Source organism: Rhizobium sp. SG741, assembly GCF_012275435.1.
GTDB lineage: Bacteria > Pseudomonadota > Alphaproteobacteria > Rhizobiales > Rhizobiaceae > Rhizobium > Rhizobium lusitanum.
On record NZ_JAAZQP010000009.1, the window covers coordinates 18616 to 42581 of the forward strand.

21 protein-coding genes and 1 pseudogene are annotated in these 23966 nt (G+C 59.0%); 14 read left to right on the forward strand and 8 right to left on the reverse strand.

Going from position 1 to position 23966, the window contains the following annotated elements; all coding sequences use genetic code 11:
* Positions 1 to 5 precede the first annotated feature (5 nt).
* From FHT29_RS21885 to FHT29_RS21915, 7 genes are all read left to right on the forward strand, one after another.
* On the forward strand, positions 6 to 656 hold the full coding sequence (locus tag FHT29_RS21885) for an isochorismatase family cysteine hydrolase (protein WP_168600127.1): 651 nt from the start codon (positions 6 to 8) through the stop codon (positions 654 to 656).
* Positions 657 to 780: 124 nt separating this feature from the next.
* On the forward strand, positions 781 to 1839 hold the full coding sequence (locus FHT29_RS21890) for an alpha/beta hydrolase (protein ID WP_246703072.1): 1059 nt from the start codon (positions 781 to 783) through the stop codon (positions 1837 to 1839).
* Positions 1840 to 1914: 75 nt separating this feature from the next.
* Positions 1915 to 2337: an organic hydroperoxide resistance protein gene (locus FHT29_RS21895; RefSeq protein WP_037199389.1), complete on the forward strand. Its 423-nt coding sequence runs from the start codon at positions 1915 to 1917 to the stop codon at positions 2335 to 2337.
* A gap of 68 nt (positions 2338 to 2405) precedes the next feature.
* On the forward strand, positions 2406 to 2753 hold the full coding sequence (locus tag FHT29_RS21900) for a hypothetical protein (RefSeq protein WP_113102521.1): 348 nt from the start codon (positions 2406 to 2408) through the stop codon (positions 2751 to 2753).
* A 57-nt stretch (positions 2754 to 2810) separates the two neighbouring features.
* Positions 2811 to 3134: an SDR family NAD(P)-dependent oxidoreductase gene (locus FHT29_RS21905; protein WP_168600128.1), complete on the forward strand. Its 324-nt coding sequence runs from the start codon at positions 2811 to 2813 to the stop codon at positions 3132 to 3134.
* 65 nt (positions 3135 to 3199) lie between these two features.
* Positions 3200 to 4846: an acetolactate synthase large subunit gene (locus tag FHT29_RS21910; protein ID WP_037199386.1), complete on the forward strand. Its 1647-nt coding sequence runs from the start codon at positions 3200 to 3202 to the stop codon at positions 4844 to 4846.
* Between the two features lies 1 nt (position 4847).
* Complete coding sequence (locus FHT29_RS21915) at positions 4848 to 6239, forward strand: aldehyde dehydrogenase family protein (protein WP_047560446.1); 1392 nt, start codon at positions 4848 to 4850, stop codon at positions 6237 to 6239.
* A 207-nt stretch (positions 6240 to 6446) separates the two neighbouring features.
* Here the strand turns inward: FHT29_RS21915 and FHT29_RS21920 are convergent, their stop codons facing one another.
* Positions 6447 to 7457, reverse strand: a complete 1011-nt coding sequence (locus FHT29_RS21920; RefSeq protein ID WP_047560449.1) for a LacI family DNA-binding transcriptional regulator — start codon at positions 7455 to 7457, stop codon at positions 6447 to 6449.
* A gap of 181 nt (positions 7458 to 7638) precedes the next feature.
* On the opposite strand from FHT29_RS21920, the gene FHT29_RS21925 reads away from it, so the two are divergent.
* From FHT29_RS21925 to ugpC, 5 genes are all read left to right on the forward strand, one after another.
* Positions 7639 to 8886 carry a sugar ABC transporter substrate-binding protein gene (locus FHT29_RS21925; RefSeq protein WP_047560454.1) on the forward strand — a complete coding sequence of 416 codons (1248 nt, stop codon included), beginning with the start codon at positions 7639 to 7641 and terminating at the stop codon, positions 8884 to 8886.
* A gap of 102 nt (positions 8887 to 8988) precedes the next feature.
* Positions 8989 to 9900, forward strand: a complete 912-nt coding sequence (locus FHT29_RS21930; protein ID WP_113108986.1) for a sugar ABC transporter permease — start codon at positions 8989 to 8991, stop codon at positions 9898 to 9900.
* Positions 9900 to 10769, forward strand: coding sequence for a carbohydrate ABC transporter permease (locus tag FHT29_RS21935; protein WP_037199377.1), 870 nt, complete (start codon positions 9900 to 9902; stop codon positions 10767 to 10769). The genes FHT29_RS21930 and FHT29_RS21935 overlap by 1 nt, the downstream gene beginning before the upstream one ends.
* Before the next feature lie 28 nt (positions 10770 to 10797).
* A complete protein-coding gene (locus tag FHT29_RS21940; protein ID WP_047560459.1) occupies positions 10798 to 12741 on the forward strand; it encodes a beta-L-arabinofuranosidase domain-containing protein in 1944 nt (647 codons plus the stop codon).
* 9 nt (positions 12742 to 12750) lie between these two features.
* Positions 12751 to 13851, forward strand: coding sequence for a sn-glycerol-3-phosphate ABC transporter ATP-binding protein UgpC (gene ugpC / locus FHT29_RS21945; RefSeq protein ID WP_047560461.1), 1101 nt, complete (start codon positions 12751 to 12753; stop codon positions 13849 to 13851).
* Between the two features lie 237 nt (positions 13852 to 14088).
* Here ugpC and rpsU read toward each other — a convergent pair.
* Positions 14089 to 14325, reverse strand: a pseudogene (gene rpsU, locus FHT29_RS21950) (30S ribosomal protein S21); the annotation flags it as partial.
* A gap of 247 nt (positions 14326 to 14572) precedes the next feature.
* Here rpsU and FHT29_RS21955 point away from each other — a divergent pair.
* The gene (locus FHT29_RS21955) at positions 14573 to 15667 is read left to right on the forward strand and encodes a GSU2403 family nucleotidyltransferase fold protein (RefSeq protein WP_047560535.1); all 1095 of its coding nucleotides are present in this window, start codon (positions 14573 to 14575) and stop codon (positions 15665 to 15667) included.
* 225 nt (positions 15668 to 15892) lie between these two features.
* Here FHT29_RS21955 and FHT29_RS21960 read toward each other — a convergent pair whose 3' ends face one another.
* Positions 15893 to 16276 (reverse strand): VOC family protein, encoded by a 384-nt coding sequence (locus tag FHT29_RS21960; RefSeq protein ID WP_047560464.1) that lies wholly within the window; start codon positions 16274 to 16276, stop codon positions 15893 to 15895.
* 434 nt (positions 16277 to 16710) lie between these two features.
* On the opposite strand from FHT29_RS21960, the gene FHT29_RS21965 reads away from it, so the two are divergent.
* Positions 16711 to 18876, forward strand: a complete 2166-nt coding sequence (locus tag FHT29_RS21965) for an acyltransferase family protein (protein WP_168600129.1) — start codon at positions 16711 to 16713, stop codon at positions 18874 to 18876.
* Positions 18877 to 19071: 195 nt separating this feature from the next.
* Here FHT29_RS21965 and FHT29_RS21970 read toward each other — a convergent pair whose 3' ends face one another.
* The 5 genes from FHT29_RS21970 to FHT29_RS21990 all read right to left on the reverse strand — a co-directional run bounded on the left by FHT29_RS21970 (position 19072) and on the right by FHT29_RS21990 (position 23957).
* Positions 19072 to 19854: an ABC transporter permease gene (locus tag FHT29_RS21970; RefSeq protein ID WP_037201338.1), complete on the reverse strand. Its 783-nt coding sequence runs from the start codon at positions 19852 to 19854 to the stop codon at positions 19072 to 19074.
* Positions 19854 to 20711, reverse strand: coding sequence for an ABC transporter permease (locus tag FHT29_RS21975; RefSeq protein ID WP_047560467.1), 858 nt, complete (start codon positions 20709 to 20711; stop codon positions 19854 to 19856). Before FHT29_RS21975 ends, FHT29_RS21970 begins: the two co-directional genes overlap by 1 nt.
* A complete protein-coding gene (locus FHT29_RS21980; RefSeq protein ID WP_047560470.1) occupies positions 20708 to 21772 on the reverse strand; it encodes an ABC transporter ATP-binding protein in 1065 nt (354 codons plus the stop codon). Before FHT29_RS21980 ends, FHT29_RS21975 begins: the two co-directional genes overlap by 4 nt.
* Before the next feature lie 114 nt (positions 21773 to 21886).
* The gene (locus FHT29_RS21985; protein WP_348644875.1) at positions 21887 to 22822 is read right to left on the reverse strand and encodes an ABC transporter substrate-binding protein; all 936 of its coding nucleotides are present in this window, start codon (positions 22820 to 22822) and stop codon (positions 21887 to 21889) included.
* Positions 22823 to 22991: 169 nt separating this feature from the next.
* Positions 22992 to 23957 carry a 2-oxoglutarate and iron-dependent oxygenase domain-containing protein gene (locus FHT29_RS21990; protein WP_047560544.1) on the reverse strand — a complete coding sequence of 322 codons (966 nt, stop codon included), beginning with the start codon at positions 23955 to 23957 and terminating at the stop codon, positions 22992 to 22994.
* Positions 23958 to 23966: the final 9 nt, after the last annotated feature.

Sequence of the window (23966 nt, forward strand, 5' to 3'; positions counted from 1 at the left end):
GTTCAATGGCCCAACTGTCCTACGATCCTGACGTTACCGCCCTCCTGGTCGTCGATCCGTACAACGACTTCATTTCCGAAGGAGGCAAGATCTGGCCGCGCATCAAGGATGTGGCCGAGGCAAACAATTGCGTTCCGCACATGAAGCAGATTCTTGAGGCGGCACGGGAAAACAAACTTCGCGTCTTTTTTGCAATGCATCACCGCTACCGCGAGGGTGACTACGAGACCTGGAAATACATCGCTCCAATCCAGAAACTGGCGTGGAACCGCCGGACCTTCGAATTCGGAACATGGGGCGGCGAGTATAGGGCCGAGTTTGTTCCCGGGCCGGGTGAGACTGTCGCCTCGGAACACTGGTGCTCCAGCGGCTTCGCCAACACGGATCTCGACAATCAGCTCAAGAGGCAGGGTATTCACAGGCTCATCGTGATCGGCCTCATTGCTCATACATGCATCGAGGCGACGGTCCGCTTCGCGGCCGAACTCGGCTACGACGTAACCGTCGTCAAGGATGCCGTCGCCGACTACTCGGACGAGATGATGCATGCCGCGCTCGAAATCAACATGCCGAACTACGCCAGCGCGATCGTGGGCACCGAGGAGATCCTCGTGGCGCTGTCGTCCGTCCGAAGCGCTGCGTCCGCCGCGCAGTAGACGGTACCAACGGCAGATCAAGGGCGGCGGGCGTTTCTTTCCTCCCCAAAACGCCCGCCGCCCTCGGCATCCGCCGCCGGCGCGTCTTTGCCGCCGCGACAACCCTGTAGCAAGGAGCACAGCCATGGACATGTCTTTTAGTACCCGCAGCGTCGACCTTCTCCGCCGTCGCCTCATCGGTACCGCCGCGATGGCGACGGCCACCTTACCGCTTGCGGCTCTGTTGGCTTCCAAGGTCCAGGCATCGAATGCGGTGACCTCAACAAGCAAACCGCAATCGGAGCCGTCATTCGCGAACCCGAAACAGATCCGCGCCGGGTTGCTGGATATTTCCTATATCGAAACCGGTCCTTCCGACGGTCTGCCGATCCTGCTTCTGCACGGCTGGCCCTACGACATCCATTCCTTCGAAGAAGTCGCGCCGTTTCTCGCTTCCAAGGGCTACCGGGTGATTATCCCGAGTCTCCGGGGATACGGTGGAACGCGGTTCATATCGGATGAAGTGGTGCGTAACGGCCAGCCTTCGGCGCTCGCCCTCGATGTCATCGCCCTCATGGACGCCCTGAAAATAGAAAAAGCAGTCCTCGCGGGCTTCGACTGGGGCGCAAGAACCGCCAACATCATATCTGTTCTGTGGCCGCAGCGCGTCCAGGCAATGGTCTCCGTCAGTGGCTACCTGATCGGAAGCCAGGAGGCGGGCAAGACGCCGCTGCCGCCGAAAGCCGAGCTCGCCTGGTGGTATCAATTCTACTTCGCCACGGAACGCGGACGGCTCGGATACGACAAGTACCGGAAGGAATTCGCCAAGCTGATCTGGCAGCTAGCCTCGCCGCAATGGAAGTTCGAGGACGCGACGTTTTCTCGCAGCGCTGCCTCCTTCGACAATCCGGACCATGTTGCCGTCGTCATCCATAATTATCGGTGGCGGCTCGGGATCGCGGACGGCGAGCCTCAATACGCTGAGTTCGAAAGGCAGCTCGCCGCGTTTCCAGTGGTCACGGTTCCGACCATCACCATGGAAGGCGATGCAAACGGAGCGCCCCATCCCGAACCCCCGTCCTACCGAAACAAGTTCACCGGGAAATACTCGCATCGGCTCATCAGGGGCGGCGTAGGACACAACCTGCCGCAGGAAGCCCCGAAGGAATTTGCCCAGGCGGTCCTCGATGTCATCCAGACCTGAAGAGACAAAAGAACCTGCCCGTAGGGGCCGGAGTGAAGCAGTCATCGTCCAACACACAAGATCAAGGAGCATGTCATGAGCGAAGGTTCAAAAGTCCTGTACACGGCAAAGACGCATGTCAGCGGCGGCCGCGAGAATGGCGTCGCGCGCAGTTCCGACGGCCGCCTCGACGTCAGGCTGGGAGTGCCTGGCACGGCGCGCATCGGCACGAACCCAGAGCAGTTGTTCGCCGCCGGCTGGTCGGCCTGCTTCGAAAGCGCCATCGGATTGATCGTCCAGAAGAAACGCATCAAGCTCGACGGCGATGTTGCGATCGACGCCGAAGTCGACCTCAACCTCTCCGACGCCGACGGCTATTCGCTGACAGCCCGTCTCAACGTCAGCATACCAGGCGTGGAGCACGATGTCGCACAGGCCCTGATCGAAGAAGCGCATCAGATCTGCCCTTACTCTAAGGCGACGCGCGGCAATATCGACGTTTCGATCCGGCTGGTGTGAACCGCCGTAGTTATCACCCACCCTTAATCAGGGACACCCTCCCTTGGATCTTAACATGGAGAATTTCGATGTTTACGATTACCAGTCCAGACCAACTTCGTGCTCGCCGGGCTGCGGCTGCCGTCATCGCCTTCACAACCCTCGCGGCGTTTTCAGACTGCGCCTTCGCGCTTGAGAGAACCTCCGCCAACTCGCTTCGTTGCAACGGTGCGATGGAAGCCATCCGCCGTGACGGCGCGATCATCGTCAGTCGCCCGGCGGACAGAGTGAGCGGCCTCACCGTCTATGACCGCTATGTCGGTGGCACGGCCTCCTGCAATGCGGACGAGATTGCTGTCCTGCAAGAAATCAAGACTGTCGACGTGTCGATGTGCGCCTTCTTCATCTGCAAGCACGCGCCCATGGGCAATCATTAGGCACCAACCGATGTCTTAAGCCCCTTCGGAAATGTTCTGTTGAAAGGAGCAACTGCGATGACATCCGCAATGGGCACGGCGCTCATAACTGGCGCATCTTCCGGCATGGGCGCAGTCTATGCCGACAGGCTTGCGCGACGAGGATATGACCTCATCCGCGGCGCGCGTGGCCGGGAATCCTTGAAGAGCGTAGCGGATGCTATCGCCGCCGCGACGGGTCGGGCCACAACCCCGGTCCGCGCGGATCTCGGCAATCCTGAGGACTTTCGACGGGTCGAATCCATCCTCCGCATGGAAAGCTACCGTCAATCAAACATACCTCATCTGCAATATATGCACCAACGTGCGGTTGGATCGGATCGGGAAGACGCCTATGTTTGACTATGGATCGGTTCGATTTCGATCGTTCCCATTGATCGACCCGGCAATCAACAGAGGCATCCGTCATGACCAAAGGCTCTGATCTCCTCGTCGCCGCCCTCGAAAACGAGGGCGTGGACCGCATCTTCGGTATTCCCGGCGAAGAGAACCTCGACGTCGTCGAGTCAATCCGCAAATCCTCGATCCAGCTTGTGTTGACTCGGCACGAGCAGGCGGCCGCGTTCATGGCCGCGACCTATGGCCGGTTGACCGGCAAGCCGGGGGTCTGCCTGACGACGCTCGGGCCTGGCGCCTTGAACCTTTCAACGGGTGCGGCATACGCGCTTCTCGGAGCCATGCCGATGGTGATGATCACCGGACAGAAGGGGATACTTTCGTCCCGGCAGGCCCGGTTCCAGGTGGTCGACGTCGTGGCATCTATGAAGCCGCTCACCAAGCTTACCAGGCAGATCGTCTCGCCGCAGACAATCCCGACAATGGTCAGGGAAGCGTTCCGGATTGCACAGGAGGAACGGCCGGGGCCGGTTCATCTGGAGCTTCCGGAAGACATCGCCGCTGAGGAATGTGAGCCGGTCGCTCTGGTCGCTCCGCATCAGCTGGAACTGCCGATCGCAAGTGATGCGGCCCTCGATCGCGCCGCAGCGCTCATCACGGCGGCGAAACGCCCGCTGCTCATGCTTGGGGCCGCAGCCTCGCGCCCTCGCTCGACGTCGGACATCGCGCAGTTCGTCATTCGCACCGGCATCCCGTTCTTCACGACCCAGATGGGGAAGGGAACGGTTCCGGGCGGAACCGAGCTCTACATGGGCACTGCCGCATTGTCGGAACGGGATTATGTCCACGAGGCGATCGAACAGGCAGATCTCATCATCACTATCGGCCATGATACGATCGAGAAGCCACCCTTCATCATGGGCAGGGGCGGGCCGAGCGTCGTCCACGTTGGCTATCAGCCCGCGACCGTCGAGCAGGTCTACTTCCCGCAATCGGAGGTCATCGGCGACATCGGCCCATCGCTGAAGGCGCTGGCGGATCGCCTCGACGGCAAGTTGCCGAATGCTCAGGCCCTTCTTCATCTGAGGGAACGCATCCTCGAGCGCATCGCGGTTCGGGCGACGGAGGATCGCTTTACGCCGCAGCGGCTGGTCCACGACATCCGGGAGGTCATGCCGCATGACGGCATCCTCGCACTCGACAACGGGATGTACAAAATCTGGTTTGCACGAAACTATCGGACGCGCATGGCGAACACGCTGCTGCTCGACAATGCTCTTGCAACAATGGGTGCAGGGCTGCCATCGGCCATGGTCGCCTCGATGCTTTATCCCGAACGGCGTGTCATGGCAGTCTGCGGGGACGGAGGCTTCATGATGAACTCGCAGGAGATCGAAACGGCCGTGCGGCTGAAACTGAACCTCGTCATTCTCGTCATCGAGGACAATGCCTACGGCATGATCCGCTGGAAACAGGCGGTGGACGAATTCCCGGATTTCGGGATGACGTTCGGCAATCCGGATTTCGTCAAATACGCAGAGTCCTATGGTGCCAAGGGAACAAGGGTCAGCGACATCAGCCAGTTCAAGCAAACTCTCGAAAATGCCTTTTCCGGCGGTGGCGTTCACCTCGTAAATATCCCTGTCGACTACTCGGAAAACGAGCGCGTGTTGGTCAAGGAGCTGCGCGAACGGCTTCCTGCCATTCTGGAGAACTGACATGACGCTTAAGCTGAAAGTTTATCAGGCATTCGACCGGGAACTGATCGCAGAAATTCCGGCGGACGATGCCGCAGCTCTCGAGCGCAAGCTTGACGTCGCCGCGCGGGCCTTTGCCGATCGCAACGGCTGGCTACCGGCACATCGCAGGATCGCGATCTTGAGAAGGGTGTCTGAGCTTCTCTCAGAGAACCGCGACCGGTTTGCGGTCATGATCGCCCGCGAAGGCGGCAAGCCGCTCACGGATGCGATCATCGAGGTGACGCGTGGGATCGATGGTCTGGTCAATGCGGCCGACGAGCTTCGCAATTTTGGCGGCAGGGAGATCCCGATGGGCCTCACTGCCGCCAGCACGAACCGATGGGCCTTCACCACCAAGGAACCGATCGGGGTCGTGGCGGCAATCTCGGCGTTCAACCATCCCCTCAATCTCATCATCCACCAGATTGCGCCTGCGGTGGCCGTGGGTTGCCCGGTCATCGTCAAACCGGCGGCAACCACTCCGATTTCCTGCATCGAGATCGTCAAGCTGTTCTGGGAAGCGGGACTGGACGAGCGCTGGTGCCAAACGTTGATCACTGAGGACAATGCGCTTGCCGAGCGCTTTGCCACGGATCAGCGTGTCGCCTTCATGAGCTTCATCGGCTCGGCGAAGGTCGGCTGGTATCTGAAGAGCAAGCTGCCTCCAGGCACGCGATGCGCGCTGGAACATGGCGGAGCGGCTCCGGTTATTGTCGACCGCAGCGCAAGCATTGACGCAATCGTCGGGACGATCGTCAAAGGCGGATACTACCACGCGGGCCAGGTCTGCGTGTCGGTGCAACGCCTCTTCGTGCATGAAGACATCCTAGCGACCTTCACGGATGCACTGGCCGCCAGGGTAGCAAGTCTCCGTGTCGGTGACCCCACACTAAGGGAGACAGAGGTCGGGCCGCTGATCCTGCCGCGTGAGACGGAGCGTGTTTCAAACTGGATCAAGGAAGCGACCGATGCGGGCGCGAGGCAATTCGGAGGCGGACGGCTGTCCGAGACCACGCTTCTGCCTTCCGTCCTGCTTAATCCGCCAGCGGACGCCAAAGTGTCGCGACTTGAAGTCTTCGGACCGCTCACCTGCGTTTACGGCTATAGCGACGTTGACGAGGCGATCCGCATATCGAACTCGCTGCCATACGCGTTCCAGGCGAGTGTTTTTTCTTCCGACATAACAATCGCCCTCAAGGCCGCAAGGCATCTGGACGCGTCGGCTGTGCTTGTGAACGATCACACCGCTTTCCGAACCGACTGGATGCCCTTTGCCGGGCGCAGGCAGTCGGGATATGGCGTCGGGGGTATTCCCTGGACTATGGAAGAGATGGCCGACGACAAGATGGTTGTGTTCAACGGCGTCAGTTGATTGCCGGTCGTTCGCGGGACGTTTTAGTGTGCATCTTCGTGCCGAATGTTATCTGAGGGCTTGGACCTAACGTGAGAATCACGGTTCGAAGTCCGCGTTGGGAACGAGAGTGGCCATCAGTGCGAACCTCACAAGACCCTCAGTGCAGCATTCGATTTCCAGTCGCTGCAAGCTGATGAGCTGTTGACTGTTTGACCAGTGGCAGGCTTAGCCAGCCTGGCCACCGCAAGATTGGCGTACAACCAGCCGGCATGACAATCGAGTGATGCCTGTCGGAACGGTTTCGCCTTGTGCCAGACGGAGGATGGCAAGGCCTGCGCGGCGACCGATCTCTTTCAATTCCATATCCACCGTTGTCAGAGGCGGTCTGGTTTGCCGGGAGATCACCTCCCAGTTGTCGAAGCCGACGACGGCGACGTCCTTCGGAACGGTGATGCCGATGTCGCGGAGGGCATCGATGACCCCGCGGGCGATTTCGTCATTGCCGCAGAAAATGGCATCGGGCTTTTCTCCGGGCCGGGAAAAGACGGCGTCGATTGCCTCGTGACCCCATTCCTCACTCCAATCCCCATAGTGCACTTCCGCACCCTTGCCGAAGCTCTCGCAGTAGGCTTCCGCGCGGATGCGCACTGAGAGATAATCTTCCGGCCCGGTAATGTGCAGGATCCGTGAGCGGCCCAGTCCTTTCAGATGCTCAACGGCCAGGCGGGCGCCCTGAGCATCGTCCGGGAAAAAGCTGATATTTTCGGGTGGTCCTTCGGCAAAGGCATAGACGACAGGAATTGCCAATTTGGCCAGTTCAGCCGGCGGCTTGAGATCAAGGCGCGTGGCGGTGAAGATGATACCGTCCACCTGTCGATCGAGGAGGGTCTCCAGATGCAGGCGTGCGAGGCGCGGGTCGTTGTTGGTGGCGCAGAGGAAGACGGAGAGGCCGTGATCGACGAGTACTTCCGACACACCGGCGGCCATGGGCAACGTCAGCCTTCCATAGGTATCATTGGTGAGCATGCCGATCGCATGACTGCGCTTGCTCAGAAGCCCGCGGGCGAGCGCATTGGGCCGAAAACCGATTTCCTTGGCTACACGTATAACGCGTTCCCGCGTTTCGGCATTGGTGCGGCCGGTTCCGTTCAGGGCATTCGAAGCTGTCGAAATGCTGACCCCGGCTGCCTGGGCCACGTCATGGATCGTCCGCCGTCGTGTGTCCTTTTCAACCAAAGGCCGGTTCCTTTACCGAATATGATAAAACCTTTTAGCAGAAATAATCGTGATGATAAAAGGTTTTATCAGATTCCTTTCTAAATGCTGCGTACATACTGTCGACATACCAAAAAATGTCGACTAACGTTTTGGACACGCCACTGGGAGGCTGCTGGCGGCAAGAAAAAGGGGAACATCTATGTTCAAGTTAAAGTTGACGCTTTCTGCGCTTTCGCTTCTGGCCAGCGCGACGCTCGCCAATGCTACCGACATCACCCTTTGGGTACGCACCTCGTCCGGCGCCGTGCTTCAGGGGCTGGCTGACAAGTACAACGCATCGCATTCCGACAAGATCAACGTGACCCAAATCACGGCTGAGCAGATGGTTCCGAAGCTCGGCGCCGCTATTGCCGGCGGCGCGGCTCCTGACAGCGCCGTGCTCGACCTGATCTACCTTCCGACCTTTGCCGCGGCTGATGGTCTGGAGGATATCACCGACTTTGTGAAAGGCCTGCCATATTCCCAGGCGATGAGCCCGTCCCATATCCGGCTTGCCACCTATGACGGCAAGATCTACGGCGTGCCGGCACTGCCGGATGCGTCGATCATCGCCTACAACACCGATCTCTTCAAAAAGGCCGGTCTCGACCCCAACAAGGCGCCGGCATCGCTGGAGGAAATCGCCACTGACGCCAAGAAGATCACGGCGCTCGGCAACGAGACCTATGGCTTTTATTTCGTGGCCAATTCGGGAAGCTGGCTGATCTATGACTTCCTGCCGCATCTCTGGGCCGCAAATGCCGACGTCCTGAGCGATGACGGGCGTGCAGCAACCGTCGATACACCGGCGCTGCGCGAGACGATCGCGGCTTACCGCGATATGTGGAAGGCGGGTGCGATCCATCCCACATCCCGTTCCGGCAACGGCAACAATGCCGTCGAAGCGTTCGCTTCGGGCAAGGTCGGGATCCTGATGACCGGCTCCTACATCGTTAACCTGCTGACCAGCAAATATCCGGATGTAAAGTTCAACGTCGCGCCGATCCCGGGGCCGAAGGGCGGTGAATCGAGCTTCGCGGGTGGTGACACGCTTGCGCTCATCAAGGGCATCAGCCCGGAAAAGAAGAAGGTCGCGCTCGACTTCGTCAATTTCTATATGCAACCCGAGCAGCAGGTCTACATTACCCAGGAATCGGGCATGCCGTCGCGCACCGATCTCGCCGCCGAAGCCTATGCGAAATTCGACAAGCGCAATCTCGTCGCCTACGACATTCTCGCCAAGGCACGCACGCCTTACACCTTCTCCTCGGATGAGCTTTTCGTCAGCCGCACCGGTCCCTTCCTCAACCTGATTCAAGGCACGATTTTCGGCGACGATGTCGATGCAACGATCGCCAAGACACAGGCCGATTTTACCCGCATTCTCAAGCGGACCAATCCGAACTGAGTGGTGTCGCCCGCGATTTCGGCAGGGCGTTCGAACACGCCCTGCCTTTCTGACCGAACATGTCGATAGTCAACCAAGGGGGAAACAGCCGTGAGATCGTCGATGCGTCACAATGAGACGCGAGCCATCTCCAGCGGAGAACCCGAACCGAAGGGATGGCTTGGTCTCGCGTTCATCCTGCCGGGTCTTCTGTTCATCGTCGTACTTTTCCTCGTCCCCCTGGTGATGACGATCTGGATGAGCTTCTACAACTGGCCGCTTCTTGGCCGGACCAAATTCATCGGCCTTGCCAATTATGCCGAGCTTATGGGCGACGTCCAACTCTGGCATTCCCTGGGTTTCACGCTGCTCTATACCGTGCTGGTGACTGCTGCGATCTTCCTGGTGGCTTTCCCGCTCGCGCTGCTTGTTGACCGGCCGCTTCGCATTGCCGGCTTCTTCCGCACGATCTACTTCATGCCCGTCGTCATCGGGTTCGGGGCCGCATCGACATTGTGGATGTGGCTGCTCAATCCAGACAGCGGCGTCTTCGCGCAGCTGCTGCGGGGAGTGGGGCTTATCGACAGCGCCCCGAGGCCGCTGCAAAGCTTCTGGCCGGCACTTGGTGTCGTCATTCTGATGGTCGTCTGGAAGACGGCGGGTTTCACCATGATCATCCTGCTGACAGGTCTGCAGAGCATATCTGATGATGTGATCGAGGCCGCCAAGATCGACGGTGCCAATGTCTGGAGCCGGTTCCGCCGGATCACGTTGCCGCTGATGCGAAATTCGGTGGTGCTGGCGCTCGTGCTGAACGTGACCTCGTCGATGCTGGCCTTCGACCAGTTCTTCATCATCACCCAGGGCGGGCCGGAGAACAGCACGATCTCGGCGGTGTTCTCGATTTATCTCGCGTCGTTCTCGTCATATCGCCTGGGTTACGGTTCGGCGATCTCGTTCGCGCTTCTCGTCGTCCTCGTAGCGATCAGCACGATACAGTTCGTCTTTCTTCGCCAGCGTCCGGAGGAAGGCTAATGCACCGGCTAAACTACAAGCTTGCGCCCAAGCCTGCGGGCGAGCGGCTCGGCTATCTCGCCTTCATTCTCGTGGCTCTTGTCTTTGCCGTCTTTTTTGTGATGCCGATCGTGTGGTCCTTCGCGAATTCCTTCAAGCCTGCGGCCGAGGCGCTTGCCAATCCGGCGGCGCTATTCTCGAAGACCTTCTCGCTGGAGAACTACCGCCGCCTCGAGCATGTCGGAGCCGGATGGTACGTCTATGCCGGCAATTCGGTGCTGATCGCCACCGGAACGGTGTTGTTGACGGTGCTGATATCGGTTCCGGCGGGGTACGGCTTTTCGAAATTCCGCTTTCCGGGGCAATCCGCGCTCTTCGTGCTGATCATGGCGACGATGATGATCCCGTTCCAATCGATCCTCACGCCGCTCTTCCTGATCCTGAAGGCCTTGCGGCTGCAGAACAATCTCTTTGGACTGGTGCTGATCTATGTGACGTTCCAGCTGCCCTTTTCCGTTTTCATGATGCGCAATGCCTTCGATGCGGTGCCGAAGGCGTTGATCGAGGCGGCGCGGATCGACGGCGCTTCGCAGGCGACGATTTTGCGGCGGATCATGTTGCCGATCGCATTGCCCGGGGTTGCGACGATCGCCATGTTTGCCTTCCTGAACTCATGGAACGAGTTCCTGGCGGCGCTGATTTTTCTTTCCGATCAGAACAAGTTCACCCTGCCGATCATGCTGGTCAATGTTTCCTCGGGCATTTACGGCATCATCGATTGGGGCGCGCTGCAGGCCGGCATTGCCGTGACAATGGTCCCCTGCATCCTGCTCTTTCTTCTCTTGCAACGATACTACGTGCGCGGCCTGACGGCTGGCGCCGTGAAATGACAGCGGTCGTTCCGCTGAAGGAGTTGTCATGTCCAGTTCACCTCGCGTTCAACCGGCACCGCTCACAGGCCTCAAGCGTTATCTGCCTGCCGATCATTCCAGCGTCGTCTTCGATGGCGGCTTCTGGCAGGGCTGGAGCGAAACGGTGCGCAACGTCACCATTCCCACCCAGCACAAGCGGCTGGAGGAAGAGGGCTTCCTGGAAGTGCTCGATTTTGACAGGCCCGCCGGACCGCTCGTCCGCCCGATCCAGCCGAGTGGCCTGTCGATGCAGCACTTTTTCGATTCCGACTTTGGCAAATGGATCGAGGCTGCTAGCTACACGCTGAAGGCCCATCCCAACGCCGAGATTGAGGCGAAGATCGACGATATCGTTGCCAAGCTCGAACAAGGTCAGATGGCGGATGGCTATCTCAACAGCTGGTTCATTCGCCGCGAACCGGAAAAGCGCTGGACCAATCTGCGTGACCTGCATGAAATGTATTCGATGGGCCATCTGCTCGAAGGAGCCGTCGCTTACTATGAAGCAACAGGGAAGGGCCGCTTCCTCGATGTCATGATCCGCGCCGTCGACCATATCATTGACACCTTCGGCCGGGAGCCCGGCAAGCTGAGAGGTTATGACGCCCACGAAGAAATCGAGCTCGCGCTCGTCAAGCTCTACCGCGTCACGCGCGACCCCCGGCATCTGAAGCTTGCGACCTATTTCGTCGACGAACGCGGCCAGATGCCGTCCTATTACGACGAGGAGGCGCGCAACCGCGGCGAAGATCCGCAAGATTATGTCTACAAGACATATGCCTATAGCCAGGCTCACTTGCCGGTGCGCGAGCAGCAACAGGTGGTCGGCCATGCGGTCCGCGCCATGTATCTTTTCTCGGCGATGGTGGATCTGGCTGTCGAAAACGGCGATCCGGTACTGAAAGAAGCCTGCGAGCGCCTCTACGACAATCTCGTCGGCCGGCAGCTCTATGTGACCGGCGGCCTGGGTCCGTCCGCATCCAACGAGGGTTTTACCCGTGAGTTCGATCTGCCGAACGAAACGGCCTATGCCGAGACATGCGCCGCGGTCGCACTGGGCTTCTGGAGCCACCGCATGGCCCAGATCGATCTCAACAGCAAATTCACCGACAGGTTGGAAACCGTGCTGTTCAACGGAGCCCTGTCTGGCATCTCCCGCGACGGCGAGCACTATTTCTATGAAAATGTGCTGGAAAGCCACGGGCAGCACCGCCGCTGGAAATGGCATTATTGCCCCTGCTGCCCGACGAATATCGCCCGCTTCATCACGTCACTCGGGCAGTATTTCTATTCCACCAAGGATAGTGAACTCGCCGTTCATCTCTATGGCACCAATTCCGCTGAGCTGATGATCGGAGACACCTTCGTTCGTCTCAAGCAGGAGACGCAATATCCCTGGGACGGCGACATCAGGCTGCAGCTCGCGCTCGAACAGCCGAGCCACTTCACCTTGCATCTGCGCATCCCCGGATGGTGCCGGAGCGCTGAGATCCTCGTCAATGGCATGGCCGTCGATCTCGGCGCATGCGTGACGAACGGTTATGCGGCGATCACAAGGGAATGGCGGAACGGCGACGAAGTCCGCATCAGCCTGTCGATGCCGGTCGACCGCATCTACGCCCACCCGGCCGTCTCGGAAGATGGCGGACGCGTCGCCTTGCGGCGCGGCCCGGTCGTCTATTGCGTCGAGGAGACCGATCTTGGCGGCGAGCCGCAGCGGCTTCGCCTGCCGGCAACGTCGGAGATTTCGGTTCGCTACGACGCAGGACTTCTCGGTGGTGCTGCAGTTCTCGAGGGCACGGCGCTCGAGGCCGAAGATGCCGGTTGGGAGAATGCGCTTTATCGCACCGCACCGCCCGCATTGAAGAAGAGGCCGTTCAAGGCGATCCCCTACCATCTCTGGGCCAATCGCGAGGCCGGAGCGATGGCGATCTGGCTGCAGGAATCATAGGAGAAAACGATGGCACGACTGGAACTGAAAAGCGTCGTCAAATCCTACGGCATCTATGAAGCCGTCCGGGGCATCAGCCTTGAAATCGAGGATAATGAATTCGTGGTTTTCGTGGGGCCGTCAGGCTGCGGAAAATCGACCACGTTGCGCATGATCGCGGGTCTCGAACATATTACGGCGGGCGATATCGTCATTGGCGACCAGGTCGTGAATCGCCTGGGGCCTGGAAAGCGCGATATCGCCATGGTGTTCCAGAACTATGCGCTCTATCCGCACATGACGGTGCGTGAAAATATCTCTTTTTGCCTGGAGCAGCAGAAGCTGGCGAAAGGCGAGATCGATGCGCGTATCGCCCGCGCTGCCGAAACGCTGCATATCGGCGAACTCCTGAGCAGGCGTCCGGGCCAGCTTTCCGGTGGCCAGCGCCAGCGCGTCGCGATGGGGCGGGCGATCGTGCGCAATCCTAAGGTCTTCCTCTTCGACGAGCCGTTGTCGAACCTCGATGCGAAGCTCCGCGTTCAGATGCGTACGGAGATCAAGCGACTGCACCAGGTACTCCCAACCACGACGGTCTATGTCACTCACGACCAGGTCGAAGCCATGACCATGGCCGACCGCGTTGTGGTGATGAATGGCGGCGCCATCGAACAGGCGGGGCCGCCGCAGGAACTCTATCACCGCCCGGTCAGCCAGTTCGTCGCCGGCTTCATCGGCTCGCCGTCGATGAATTTCCTTCCGGCGCATTTGGTTTCGAGCCGCGGGGGAGTTGCCGTCGCTCTGGCGGACGGCGCCGAGCTTCTGGTTCCCGATGCGCGCGTCAACGAGTATGCGCGCCATGCTGGAAAATCAGTCATTTTCGGTATACGGCCAGAATCGATTAGCCATCGTCAACAGCGCCCAGGCTTTGCAGACGTTGAGGCGAGGATCGATCTGGTAGAGCCTCTCGGTCCGGAGACTATGGTCTATTTTTCCATCGGCGACGCCAACCTGTGCGCCCGCATCGATCCGGAAAGCGGACCTAAGCCTCAGACGGCGATGCCACTGTCGTTCAATATGAACCAGATGCACTTGTTTGACGTGTCGACAGGCGCGACTCTCTCGCTTGGATAGACGTGATCGAACGTCACGGGCGTTGTCGCGTGCCGCTACCTGCTTGAAAGTGGGTAGTAGGGGGAACTTGTGCTGCGATACGGTCGGCGTTCGATCGGTATCGCAAACCGCAGGACTATCGTTGTGCATTCCAGCGATGCCCAAAATTGAAATCGTCATGGATCGGCTCCTATTCCGTCAATGACGGCGCATCATACTCGATGTTTTCTGAAGCGCTGGCCATCCATAACCGACACTCTAGCGAGCAGAGGCGCTCAGCTTTTTGGGGCTCGAAATACCGCTTTCCCGCTCATGCTTTTTGCGAGCGAGTTTGCGGACACGCCTGATACCCTCAGCCTTTTCGCGAGCACGTTTTTCGGAGGGCTTTTCAAAACGCTCCCGAAGTCGGGCCTCGTGGAAAACGCCCTCGCGCTGCAACTTCTTTTTCAAAAAACGGAGCGCTTGCTCAACGTTGTTGTCACGTACTAGAACTTCTGACGCGCCTCGTTAGATCGATGCGCATTGATGATCAAGGCTTGGAAGACCGTTTGCCAAGATTCTCTGTCGCTACTGATTTCATGCGCATGATCGCGAATGGGGTTAGAGGTAAGCTCCGAAGGCGATTACTGGGTCGTTAGTTCCTATCCTTTCAAGGAGATAGAGCTCGCATCCTATCTTGCGAGCTATCCTCTCGATCGTTATACTGTTTTTGAAAAAAAGTATAACGCTCGGAGTCGAGCTAATGAAGTCCATCGACCTCATGTACCAGACGATGCTCGCCGAGCTCGGTCAGCGCTCGCTCGACGCCGCATGGACAGCCGATTTCCCCCCGGTGGGTAGGTTCACCCCGGCGAACATCAAAGGGCGCAAATATTGGTACTTCGACATCCCGGACGGACACGGCGGCACGAAACGTCGTTACGTCGGTCCTGCTGAAGATCCGGTTATCGCGCAGCGCGTAGCTGATCATAAGCGGGACAAGGATGACCTACGCGCTCGCAGACGCTTGGTAAATACCCTGACACGCGACGGTGGTATGATCGCCCCTGACGCCATGTCGGGCGACATCGTTGAGGCTCTTGCCGATGGCGGTCTCTTTCGACTCCGGGGTGTTCTCATCGGGACGGTGGCCTTTCAGTGCTATTCGGGACTACTTGGCGTCCGCCTTCCCATGGCCGCGATCCTGACCGGCGATGCTGACATCGCTCAGGATTATGCCATCAGTCGGGAGGTTGAAGATAGTCTGCCGCCGATCCTTGAGCTGCTGCAGGGCGTCGACGCCAGCTTCCGCCCAGTTCCACATCGATCGGGATCCGTGGCCTCGTCGGCCTTTCAGAATGCCGAGGGCTACAGGGTTGAGTTCCTGACATCGAATCGTGGTTCGGATGAGTACGTCGACCAGCCGGCAACGATGCCTGCCCGTGGCGGCGCCAGCGCGGATCCGCTACGCTTTCTCGACTTCCTCATAAGGGAGCCCGTCAGGACAATGCTGCTCCACCGAAGCGGTGTCCCAGTCGTCGTCCCTGACCCATCCCGGTATGCGGTCCACAAGCTCATCGTCGCCAGCCGCAGAAACACTGACGGGCAGGGGCCAGCGAAGCGAGAGAAGGACGTTCGTCAAGCTGCACTGCTCTTTGAAGCCCTACAGCAGACAAGGCGATCTGCTGACTTGGCGCTCGTCTACAACGAAGCATGGGAGCGGGGGCCTGCGTGGCAAGAAGGTATTCGAACAGGGGCGGGAATGCTGCCGGCACAAGATGCCGAGCGGTTCAAGATGGTCCTGATCGAGGGCGCAAAAAGAAACCGCGAAGAAGTTGAACTTCCGTTTGGAGAATAGACGTGGTCAGCGGTTCGCGTCCATTTAAGACCGCCACGTCAGGGTTGAAAATTGGAATCGCCAACCGAACAATCAGCTTTAAGCGAGCGCTTATGCACACCTCTCTGTTCAATTCGATCGACCAGAGCTGTCAACCATGGGCGAGTGCCGGACATCTAGCATATGCCAAGCCCGCCGTCGGTTTATCCAATGAGATGATTCTTTTGGGGCCAACCCGTCCAGATGCTACGGGTTGGAGGGGCGAATTCGCCATGGCGGATTGATCCGATTTTGTCCTGCAAAATACAGAAGTATGCGGTTTCCGCCAGGGTCAAACAACTCTGCTTCGCGCCACAACCAGCTTTGATCTTGGGGCGGCGACGAAAAGGTTATGCCCGCGGCAACGAGGTTTTCGTACTGAGTATCAACGTCATCGCATTCGAAATAGATCGTGGTGCCATTGCCAGCCGCTTCGCCCTTATGTAGCGAAAAAGTGCTGTCGCCGTCAGGGCAAATAAATCGAACATAGTTGGGTCTCGTATCCACGATGGGAACAAGACCGAGTGCGCAGTAGAAACGCCATCCTTCATCCAGATCGGGCATAGTCACAGTGACTTGGTTAAGGTTCATCGCAATCTCCAGACGCGCGAGAAGCTATTTCCAAATGGGTGCTAATAGCAACCTATACAAAGAATATTGAAGGGTAGAGATCCTGGCCTAGAGGGCAACGGGTCCCGCCAAGCGAAGTTATATGCCCGCCCCCCTTTTGCCCCACAACCAGGATAACAGTGGCATATCCGCTGTCGCTTGTGATTACGGATTTCAATGAAGCACCAAGCCAACAACTTTTATCGCCTTCCGGGCTCCCTCGCGCACCAAAAGAGTGTGATACACAACAGGGCTAAGGTCCAGAATGAAAGACCGGCACCCATAGCTAGACTTTGGGCCTCCGATGACGCCAGGGTTCAAGGTCCGCGCCAGAACGTATCCTGCCCCTGTCGGCGCCATAGGGAGGCAATCTTGCTTTCCTGGCTAAACCCAGTTGAACGTCGAGGTCGATCAGAATGCCGAGCTTGAGGCCGCGAAGCTCAAATCTTCAGTTTTACGTCAGCCAATGGGACTATTTGCCTAAAAGAGACACGTTGCGGCTGTGTGCGCATCGCGGTGCATTTGGAGAGTTGAAATTGAATCTTGTTCTTCGGCGCTCGTTGCCTCTAGCACCAACGCACGGACATGGGTCAAGCGGTCTTGACTATCGCCGGGATGTCGATGGTCTCCGGGCTCTGGCTATTATTCCGGTGGTTCTGTACCACGCGGGCGTACCCGGCTTCGGCGGCGGTTTCGTCGGCGTCGACGTATTTTTCGTCATCTCTGGTTTCCTGATGGCATCGCTGATTTCCAGCGAGATCGCAAAGGGCGAGTTCAGTCTCGTTCGATTCTATGAGCGCCGTATCCGCCGGATTTTCCCGGCATTGTTTACTGTCCTGGCCACTTCCTCGATCGCGGCTTGGTTTCTGCTGATGCCAGCCGAATTTGTCTACTTCGCCCGCAGTTTGAAGGCGGCCGCCCTGTTCACCTCGAATATCCAGTTCGAAAAGGAAAGCGGATATTTCGACATCGGCGCGCAGATGAAGCCGCTGCTGCACACCTGGTCTCTTGCTGTCGAAGAGCAGTTCTACATCCTGTTTCCCTTGCTGTTGCTGCTGATCAACCGATTTGCGCGACGGCGTGCTAGGCTCATCGTGACAGGCTTGCTGGCCGTATCGTTGGTCGCTTGCACTTGGATGCTATTTCGGTCGCAGGCCGAGGCATTCTATCTCCTTCAGTTTCGCGCCTGGGAGCTCCTCCTTGGGGCGCTGCTGGCCCTCAATGCAATACCGGTGCCGCAGCAGTCGGCGCTGCGGGCAGGGCTGGGCCTGGGTGGCATCCTCCTGGTAGCCATTGCCATATTCGGCTTCAGCGACCAGACGCTGTTTCCCGGCCCGGCGGCGCTGCTGCCTTGCCTCGGCGCGGCCTTGATTATCCATGGCCGAGACGAGACGGGGCCTGCGGGCAGATTCCTGCAATCCCGACCATTGGTTTTTGTGGGGCTGATCTCCTACTCCCTTTATCTCTGGCACTGGCCGATCATCGTATTCAGCCGGGAGGTCGCGGGACGCCAGCTTTCCCTGCTGCAGGGCAGTTTGATCGTTATCGCATCGCTCGTTCTCGCCACCATCTCTTGGCGTTTCGTGGAGCAGCCGTTCCGTGGACGCGCCAGCTTTGTGAAGCGCATACCCATGTTCGCAAGCGCCGCGGGGGTCCTGATCGCTTCAGTCGGATTCGGAGACTATGTTGCTCATCATCGCGGTGTGCCGGATCGGCTGCCCGCGGATGCCCGGACGGTGTACGCTTCCACGTACGATCAAAGCCGATTCAGCCTACCGCCGTGTTTTGCCGACTCCGATAAATCCGGGCCCTCTGTGGCAGATATTTATGCAGGCAAGCTCTGTCCGCTCGGTTTCGAAGGCTCTGCCAAACCATCATTTGTCGTCTGGGGCGATTCCCATTCCGGCGCGATGGCGCCGGCCATCGATGCGGCTGCGAAACTGGTTGGCATCACCGGCCTCTTTGCAGGACATTCGTCGTGCCCTCCTTTGCCGGGTGTTCAGCTCACACCTCGGGGCGATACCAGGCTCTGCGGCGACTTCAATGGAGCAGTGCACGATCTGATTGCGGCACAACATATTCCCCTGGTTTTCCTGGTGGCCTACTGGCCCAAATATGTCCACGATGCCGAGTTGCCGAACGAGGGACCTTACTTCGACCCGTCGGTGCCGCCTCCGTTGGACGACCGATCAGCATCCGTCGTCGAAACGCTGGATCGCCTAGTGGCGGAGCTGACCAAGCAGGGAACGAGGGTCGTGCTGGTCTCGGATGTTCCGGAGATGGGGCGGTACATGCCTGAGGCCGTCACCAAGGCGATAATGCGAGGCACATCGACGGACGTCGCGCCGCCGTTGGACTATATCGAGAAGCGGCAGGCGCTTTCGCACGCGATCCTGACACGTCTGGCGGCACGATATGGAGCTGCGCTCATCGACCCTCTTCCCTCTCTCTGTAGCAATGGTCGTTGCGATGCGGTGCGAAACGGTCTGCCGCTCTATAAGGATGCCGACCACCTGACGGCAACGTTTGCAGCAACCCTCAGTCCGCTTTACGTCCCCGTCCTCTCGGAAGCTCGTCGATAGCGGAGAATGATCTGCGCTGGTCGTTGATGACCGGTCAACGATGGTCGTCATCCCGTAGGCTGAAAGTGTCAGATGAGACCAATCATCGACCACGGAAAACGCGACCGCGCCGGCCTTCGGGTTGCCACGACCCTCGCTGAGTCAGCGGCGAATTCGTTCGTCGCCAAGCGGAGGGTGAAAAAGCAGCAAAATACCCTAGAATCGGTGGATGCGCAGTCCCAGTACTTTCTCCGACAGGACGACGATGAACAAGGTCAGCACGATGGATACCGTTGAAACTGCTGCTGCCTCCGGTGTGAAGTTTGTGCGTAGATAATCGTAGAGCTGGATTGGAAGCGTGGCGGTGCCGACATTCTTCAGCATGAAGGATATCGTGAACGTGTCGAAGGATATGATGAAGGCGAACAGGCATCCGCCAATCACGCCTGGCTTGATCAGCGGCAGCATGATGCGGCGAAACCGCGTCAGTGGTCCCGCGCCAAGGCTCTTGGCCGCCAGGCTCCAGGACGGTTCGTAGGACTCCATAGCCGCCGAAACGTTGATGAAGACGAAGGGAAGGGTAATGAGGCAATGGCCGATGATCATCGCTGCGATCGTCCGTGTGCCCATGCCGATCGAATAGACGAAGAACAACAGCGAGATGGCCGTCAGCACTTCCGGCAGCAGCAGCGGCAGGAGCATGGCGAGGCGGATGCTTTCCTTCCAGCGTCCGGCGTGCTGGACATAGAAGATCGCCGCCATTGTGCCGATGATCGAGGAGATCACTGTCGAGACCGCGGCCACCCAGAGCGATGTCTTGATGGCGTTGAGGAAGACCTCGTTGTGAAAGAACACCACATACCAACGAAATGAAAGTCCCTGTGGCGGGAACGTCAGGAAGGCACCAGCATTGAAAGAGGCGCCGACGACCACGAGGATCGGCAGCAGCAGAAAGGCATAGATCAGCAGGCAATAGCCGGTGAGGAGGTGCCTTGCCATCAATTCGCCTTCCATTTCATGCGGGTGAGCCTGGCAAACAGCATCACCACCATCGCCCCGGTTAGAGACAGCATCAGTGCCATGGCCGAGCCGAAGGGCCATTGAAACGTATCGATAAGGGCGTCGACCACGCTGACCGCCATCGTCTTTACGCGCAGGCCGCCGATCAAGGAAGGAGTGACGTAGGCGCTGAGCGACAGGACAAAGACCAGTATGCAGCCGGCCTGTATGCCGGGCATCGCCAGCGGCAGAACAATTCTTCGAAAGGCGGTGATGCGTCCGGCACCAAGCGACCGGGCGGCCGCTTCGATTGAAGGGTCTATCCCCTGCAGCGCGCTCATGAGCGGCAGGATCATAAAGGGCAGGAAGACGTGCACCAGCGCGATCACGATCCCAAGGGAGTTATACATCAGGGCAAGCGGGCGATCGATCAGGCCGAAGCCGATCAGCGTGCGGTTTATCATGCCGTTATTGCCGAGTAGGATCGTCCAGCCATAACTGCGGATGACGATGCCGACGAGAAGCGGTGAGAGCACGAGGCCATAGGCCAGGCCGCGAAAACGCATTTGGGTCTTCGCAAGCTGCCAGGCGACGGGGAAGCCGAGGACAAAGCAGACAAAGGTGGTGATGAAGCCGATCACCAACGTGTTTGCGGTCTGCTCCAGATAAAAGCTGTCGGCAAAGAGCCTGAGATAGTTTGAGAGGGTGAAGCCGGGCGCATAGGGCGTCCCGCTCCCCGGATTGCGCAGGCTCATGACCACGATGTTGATGTACGGCAATACCAGGAAGACACCGAGCAGCAGAACAGCTGGGGCGATCAGGGCAAAGGGCTTCAGAGATTTCGCTCGAAGGCTCATGCGGCAGCTCCGAGCGCCCAGAAGCGATCGCCATCGACCTTGACGGTGACACGGTCGCCCGGAGAGAAACGGCTGCGAGGGAAGGTCTGGACATTGATGGTGTCACCACTGTCGAGCGTCAGCAGATAGTCGATCAGGCTGCCTGAATAGTAGCTCGCAGTGACGGTAGCCGGTACGCCTGCCTGCCCCGCACTTTCGGGAAACAGCTCGACGGCCTCGGGCCGCAGCACCAGTGTCACGGCCTCATCGGGCGACCTCGGAGCATTGAAGATCCTGACCGTACCGAATGCTGTATCGATGACCGAAATATTGTTGGCGTCGGTGGAGAGCAGCCGACCGGACAGGATGTTGACCTGCCCCACGAATTGCGCGACTTCGAGGCTGGCCGGCCGATCGTAGATATCGGCTGGTGCGCCATACTGGGCGATCTGTCCGCCAAACATGACCACGACACGATCCGACATGGTCATCGCCTCGGCCTGATCGTGGGTCACGTAAACAGTGGTGATGCCAACACGCTTCTGAAGATCGCGGATAAAGATGCGCATCTCCTCGCGCAGCTTTGCGTCGAGGTTGGCTAGCGGCTCGTCGAGAAGGAGAATTCGGGGCTCGATCACCAGCGCTCGAGCAAGGGCAACGCGTTGTTGCTGTCCGCCGGAAAGCTGGCGCGGATAGCGGTCGGCATATCCGGAGAGCTGTACCATGTCGAGAACACGCGCCGTGCGCTCAGCGATCTCGCGCTTCGGTCTGCGGCGCATCTCCAGTCCGAACGCCAGGTTCTGCGCGACGGTCATATGCGGAAACAGGGCGTAGTTCTGGAAGACCATGCCAATGTCGCGTTTTTCGGCAGGCACATGCACGACGTCCTGCCCATCGAAACGGATCGCGCCCGATGTGGCGTCCTCGAAGCCGGCTATCATTTTCAGCGTAGTTGTCTTGCCGCAGCCGGAAGGGCCAAGAAGGGAGATAAACTCACCCTTTGCGATTTTCACGGAGATGCCGTTGACCGCAAGAGATGCCCCATAGTGCTTGGTCAGCGCTTCGATGCTCACCTCTGTCATGATCGATCTTCCAAATTCTGTCGGCGGCGACCGCGTCCATGCCACCATGTCGGGAGAGGGGCCGGACCGCCTAGAGGCGGGCCGGCACATAGCGAGGGGATCGTCAGGGCGCGCCTAGCGCATGACCTTTGCCCAGGTCTCCGAGAACTCGGCCTGCTTTTGGTTCATGAAGTTCCAGTCCCATGTCAGGATCTTGTCCATGGCCTCGCCCGAGATCGGCACGTCCTTTTGCAGGTCGGCCGGGACCACCACCTTGGAATTGGTGGGGGAGACGAAGAACTGCTTCATGAGCGGTATCTGCCCCTCCGGAGAAAGCAGGAAGTCGGCATATTGGTAGGCGAGTTCCTTTTCCGGGGCATGGGCAAGGATATTCAGCGTCTGGTCGAACATCAGCATGCCCTCTTCGGGAACGACGACATCGATCGGCAGCCCCTGGGATCGCAAGCGCGCCACCTCGCCGAAGTCGAAGGGCGCAACGACGAATTCGCCGGCTGCAAGGCCCGTCGACAGATTGAAATCCGCCTGTATGACGGGGCCGAGCTTTTCCAGCGCCTTGAAGCCGGCGTCGATGTCGTATTGATCCTTGCCGAAGATTTTCGATGCCAGCATCAGCTCCATCTTGCCGGCAGTATTGGCGAAATTGTAGAGGCCAATGCGACCCTTGAACTCCGGGTTTTCCCAGAGATCCTTCCATCCCTTCGGCGGGGTTTTGACCATATCGGTTCGGTAGGCGATGCCGATCGGCGAGACCATGGCCACGGCACCCCAGCCATCCGTCTTCTTCGCAAGAGGGTAGAGATCGTTGTAGTTCGACAGTTTCGTCAGATCGAGCTTCTCGAAGAAGCCTTCCTTGCGCAGGCTGGAGGCGAAGGCCTCGTTGGTCATCAGGATAGAATAGGGCGGGTTTTGAGCGCCCGCCGCCCGCAGGTTGGCGCTCCAGACACGGCCGTTGCCGGCATCGAGTGTCACTGCGGCACCGCTCTTTGCCGTGAATGCGGGTGCCAGCGTCGAGCGCCAGAATTGTTCCCAGGCACCCCCGAGCGTCGGCACCACGAGTGTCTTGCTTTGCGCGCGCAGGAAGGCTGATCATGCTTGCTGCGGCAAGGCTGCCCATTCCGGCAAGAAGCTGCCGCCTGTTCATGTTCATCATTTCGGTTCCCCTTGTCATGGCTATGTTTCGGTCGCTGCTGCGCGCTAGGCGATGTTTCGCTTCTTGCGCTCAGGATTTGCTGAAGGCCTGGCTTGTCTTCAGCGCGATATAGTCTCCGTAGGTAATCGGCGTGTACTTTGCCGGCGCCTTTGCCGCAAAGGGCGGCAGGCATTCGATGAGCGTCTCTTTCGACGGATTGACAAAGAAGGGAATGGACTGACGCCGTGTCGTTCCCTTGAAGTCGCCGGGTGGATTGGCAACCCGATGCGGCGTCGAGAGCCATTCGTCATTGGTCCAGCGCATGAAGGCATCGGCGATATTCACGACATAGGCGCCTTCGACGTTCGGCGCATCCAGCCATTCGCCATCGCGCCTGCGGACCTGAAGTCCTCCCGGCGATGCCTCCGAGCGCAGAATGGTCATGAAGCCGTAATCGGTATGGACGCCCGCGCGCAACTGGCCGGGCAGCGGGCTTTCCTGTTGTTCCGGATAGTTGATGACGCGGAGTGCCGAAAGGTGGTCGGTAAAGGCTGGCTCGAAATAATCCGGCGCAAGCCCGATCGCCTGGCAGAATGCGCGCCGCAGATGTCTAGCGAGCGCCTCCATCTCGGCAAAATAGGCGCTGAATGCGGCCTGTAATCCTTGTGGAACCGTGGGCCAGACGTCACCCGGAAGGCGTGGCCCGAAATTCAGGCTTTCCTTGTAGTCACCCGGCGTCTTGATCCCAAGCGTGGCGCTCAGTGCCTCATCCGCGATGGGGGAGAAGGCGACGCCCCCCTTTATCGAGGTTCCCCGGCCTTGTTGCTTTTTCCACTCCTGCGGTTCGTCGAAGAAATCGCGGGCAAGATTGTAAAGCTGCGCGGTTGCCTCCGTGGACACACCATGTCCGGTGATCAGGAAGAAGCCGGTTTCGCGGCAGGCCGCCTCGATCGCCTTGACCACGGCATCGCTGCCGGCGGTCCGATGGATGAAAGGCGAGATATCTATGACCGGAATGCTGTCCATATCCTGCGTTGAGGACGGGGCCATCTGCATTGTCTGATC

Excerpts from the sequence above, each read along its gene's own strand:
- FHT29_RS21965 (WP_168600129.1), top strand. The coding sequence starts at position 16,711 with ATGCCGAGCTTGAGGCCGCGAAGCTCAAATCTTCAGTTTTACGTCAGC.
- FHT29_RS21925 (WP_047560454.1), top strand. The coding sequence starts at position 7,639 with ATGTTCAAGTTAAAGTTGACGCTTTCTGCGCTTTCGCTTCTGGCCAGC.
- FHT29_RS21970 (WP_037201338.1), bottom strand. The coding sequence starts at position 19,854 with ATGGCAAGGCACCTCCTCACCGGCTATTGCCTGCTGATCTATGCCTTT.
- FHT29_RS21905 (WP_168600128.1), top strand. The coding sequence starts at position 2,811 with ATGACATCCGCAATGGGCACGGCGCTCATAACTGGCGCATCTTCCGGC.
- FHT29_RS21930 (WP_113108986.1), top strand. The coding sequence starts at position 8,989 with ATGCGTCACAATGAGACGCGAGCCATCTCCAGCGGAGAACCCGAACCG.
- FHT29_RS21910 (WP_037199386.1), top strand. The coding sequence starts at position 3,200 with ATGACCAAAGGCTCTGATCTCCTCGTCGCCGCCCTCGAAAACGAGGGC.
- ugpC (WP_047560461.1), top strand. The coding sequence starts at position 12,751 with ATGGCACGACTGGAACTGAAAAGCGTCGTCAAATCCTACGGCATCTAT.
- FHT29_RS21975 (WP_047560467.1), bottom strand. The coding sequence starts at position 20,711 with ATGAGCCTTCGAGCGAAATCTCTGAAGCCCTTTGCCCTGATCGCCCCA.
- FHT29_RS21915 (WP_047560446.1), top strand. The coding sequence starts at position 4,848 with ATGACGCTTAAGCTGAAAGTTTATCAGGCATTCGACCGGGAACTGATC.
- FHT29_RS21895 (WP_037199389.1), top strand. The coding sequence starts at position 1,915 with ATGAGCGAAGGTTCAAAAGTCCTGTACACGGCAAAGACGCATGTCAGC.
- FHT29_RS21900 (WP_113102521.1), top strand. The coding sequence starts at position 2,406 with ATGTTTACGATTACCAGTCCAGACCAACTTCGTGCTCGCCGGGCTGCG.
- FHT29_RS21885 (WP_168600127.1), top strand. The coding sequence starts at position 6 with ATGGCCCAACTGTCCTACGATCCTGACGTTACCGCCCTCCTGGTCGTC.
- FHT29_RS21890 (WP_246703072.1), top strand. The coding sequence starts at position 781 with ATGGACATGTCTTTTAGTACCCGCAGCGTCGACCTTCTCCGCCGTCGC.
- FHT29_RS21935 (WP_037199377.1), top strand. The coding sequence starts at position 9,900 with ATGCACCGGCTAAACTACAAGCTTGCGCCCAAGCCTGCGGGCGAGCGG.
- FHT29_RS21955 (WP_047560535.1), top strand. The coding sequence starts at position 14,573 with ATGAAGTCCATCGACCTCATGTACCAGACGATGCTCGCCGAGCTCGGT.
- FHT29_RS21980 (WP_047560470.1), bottom strand. The coding sequence starts at position 21,772 with ATGACAGAGGTGAGCATCGAAGCGCTGACCAAGCACTATGGGGCATCT.
- FHT29_RS21990 (WP_047560544.1), bottom strand. The coding sequence starts at position 23,957 with ATGCAGATGGCCCCGTCCTCAACGCAGGATATGGACAGCATTCCGGTC.
- FHT29_RS21940 (WP_047560459.1), top strand. The coding sequence starts at position 10,798 with ATGTCCAGTTCACCTCGCGTTCAACCGGCACCGCTCACAGGCCTCAAG.
- FHT29_RS21960 (WP_047560464.1), bottom strand. The coding sequence starts at position 16,276 with ATGAACCTTAACCAAGTCACTGTGACTATGCCCGATCTGGATGAAGGA.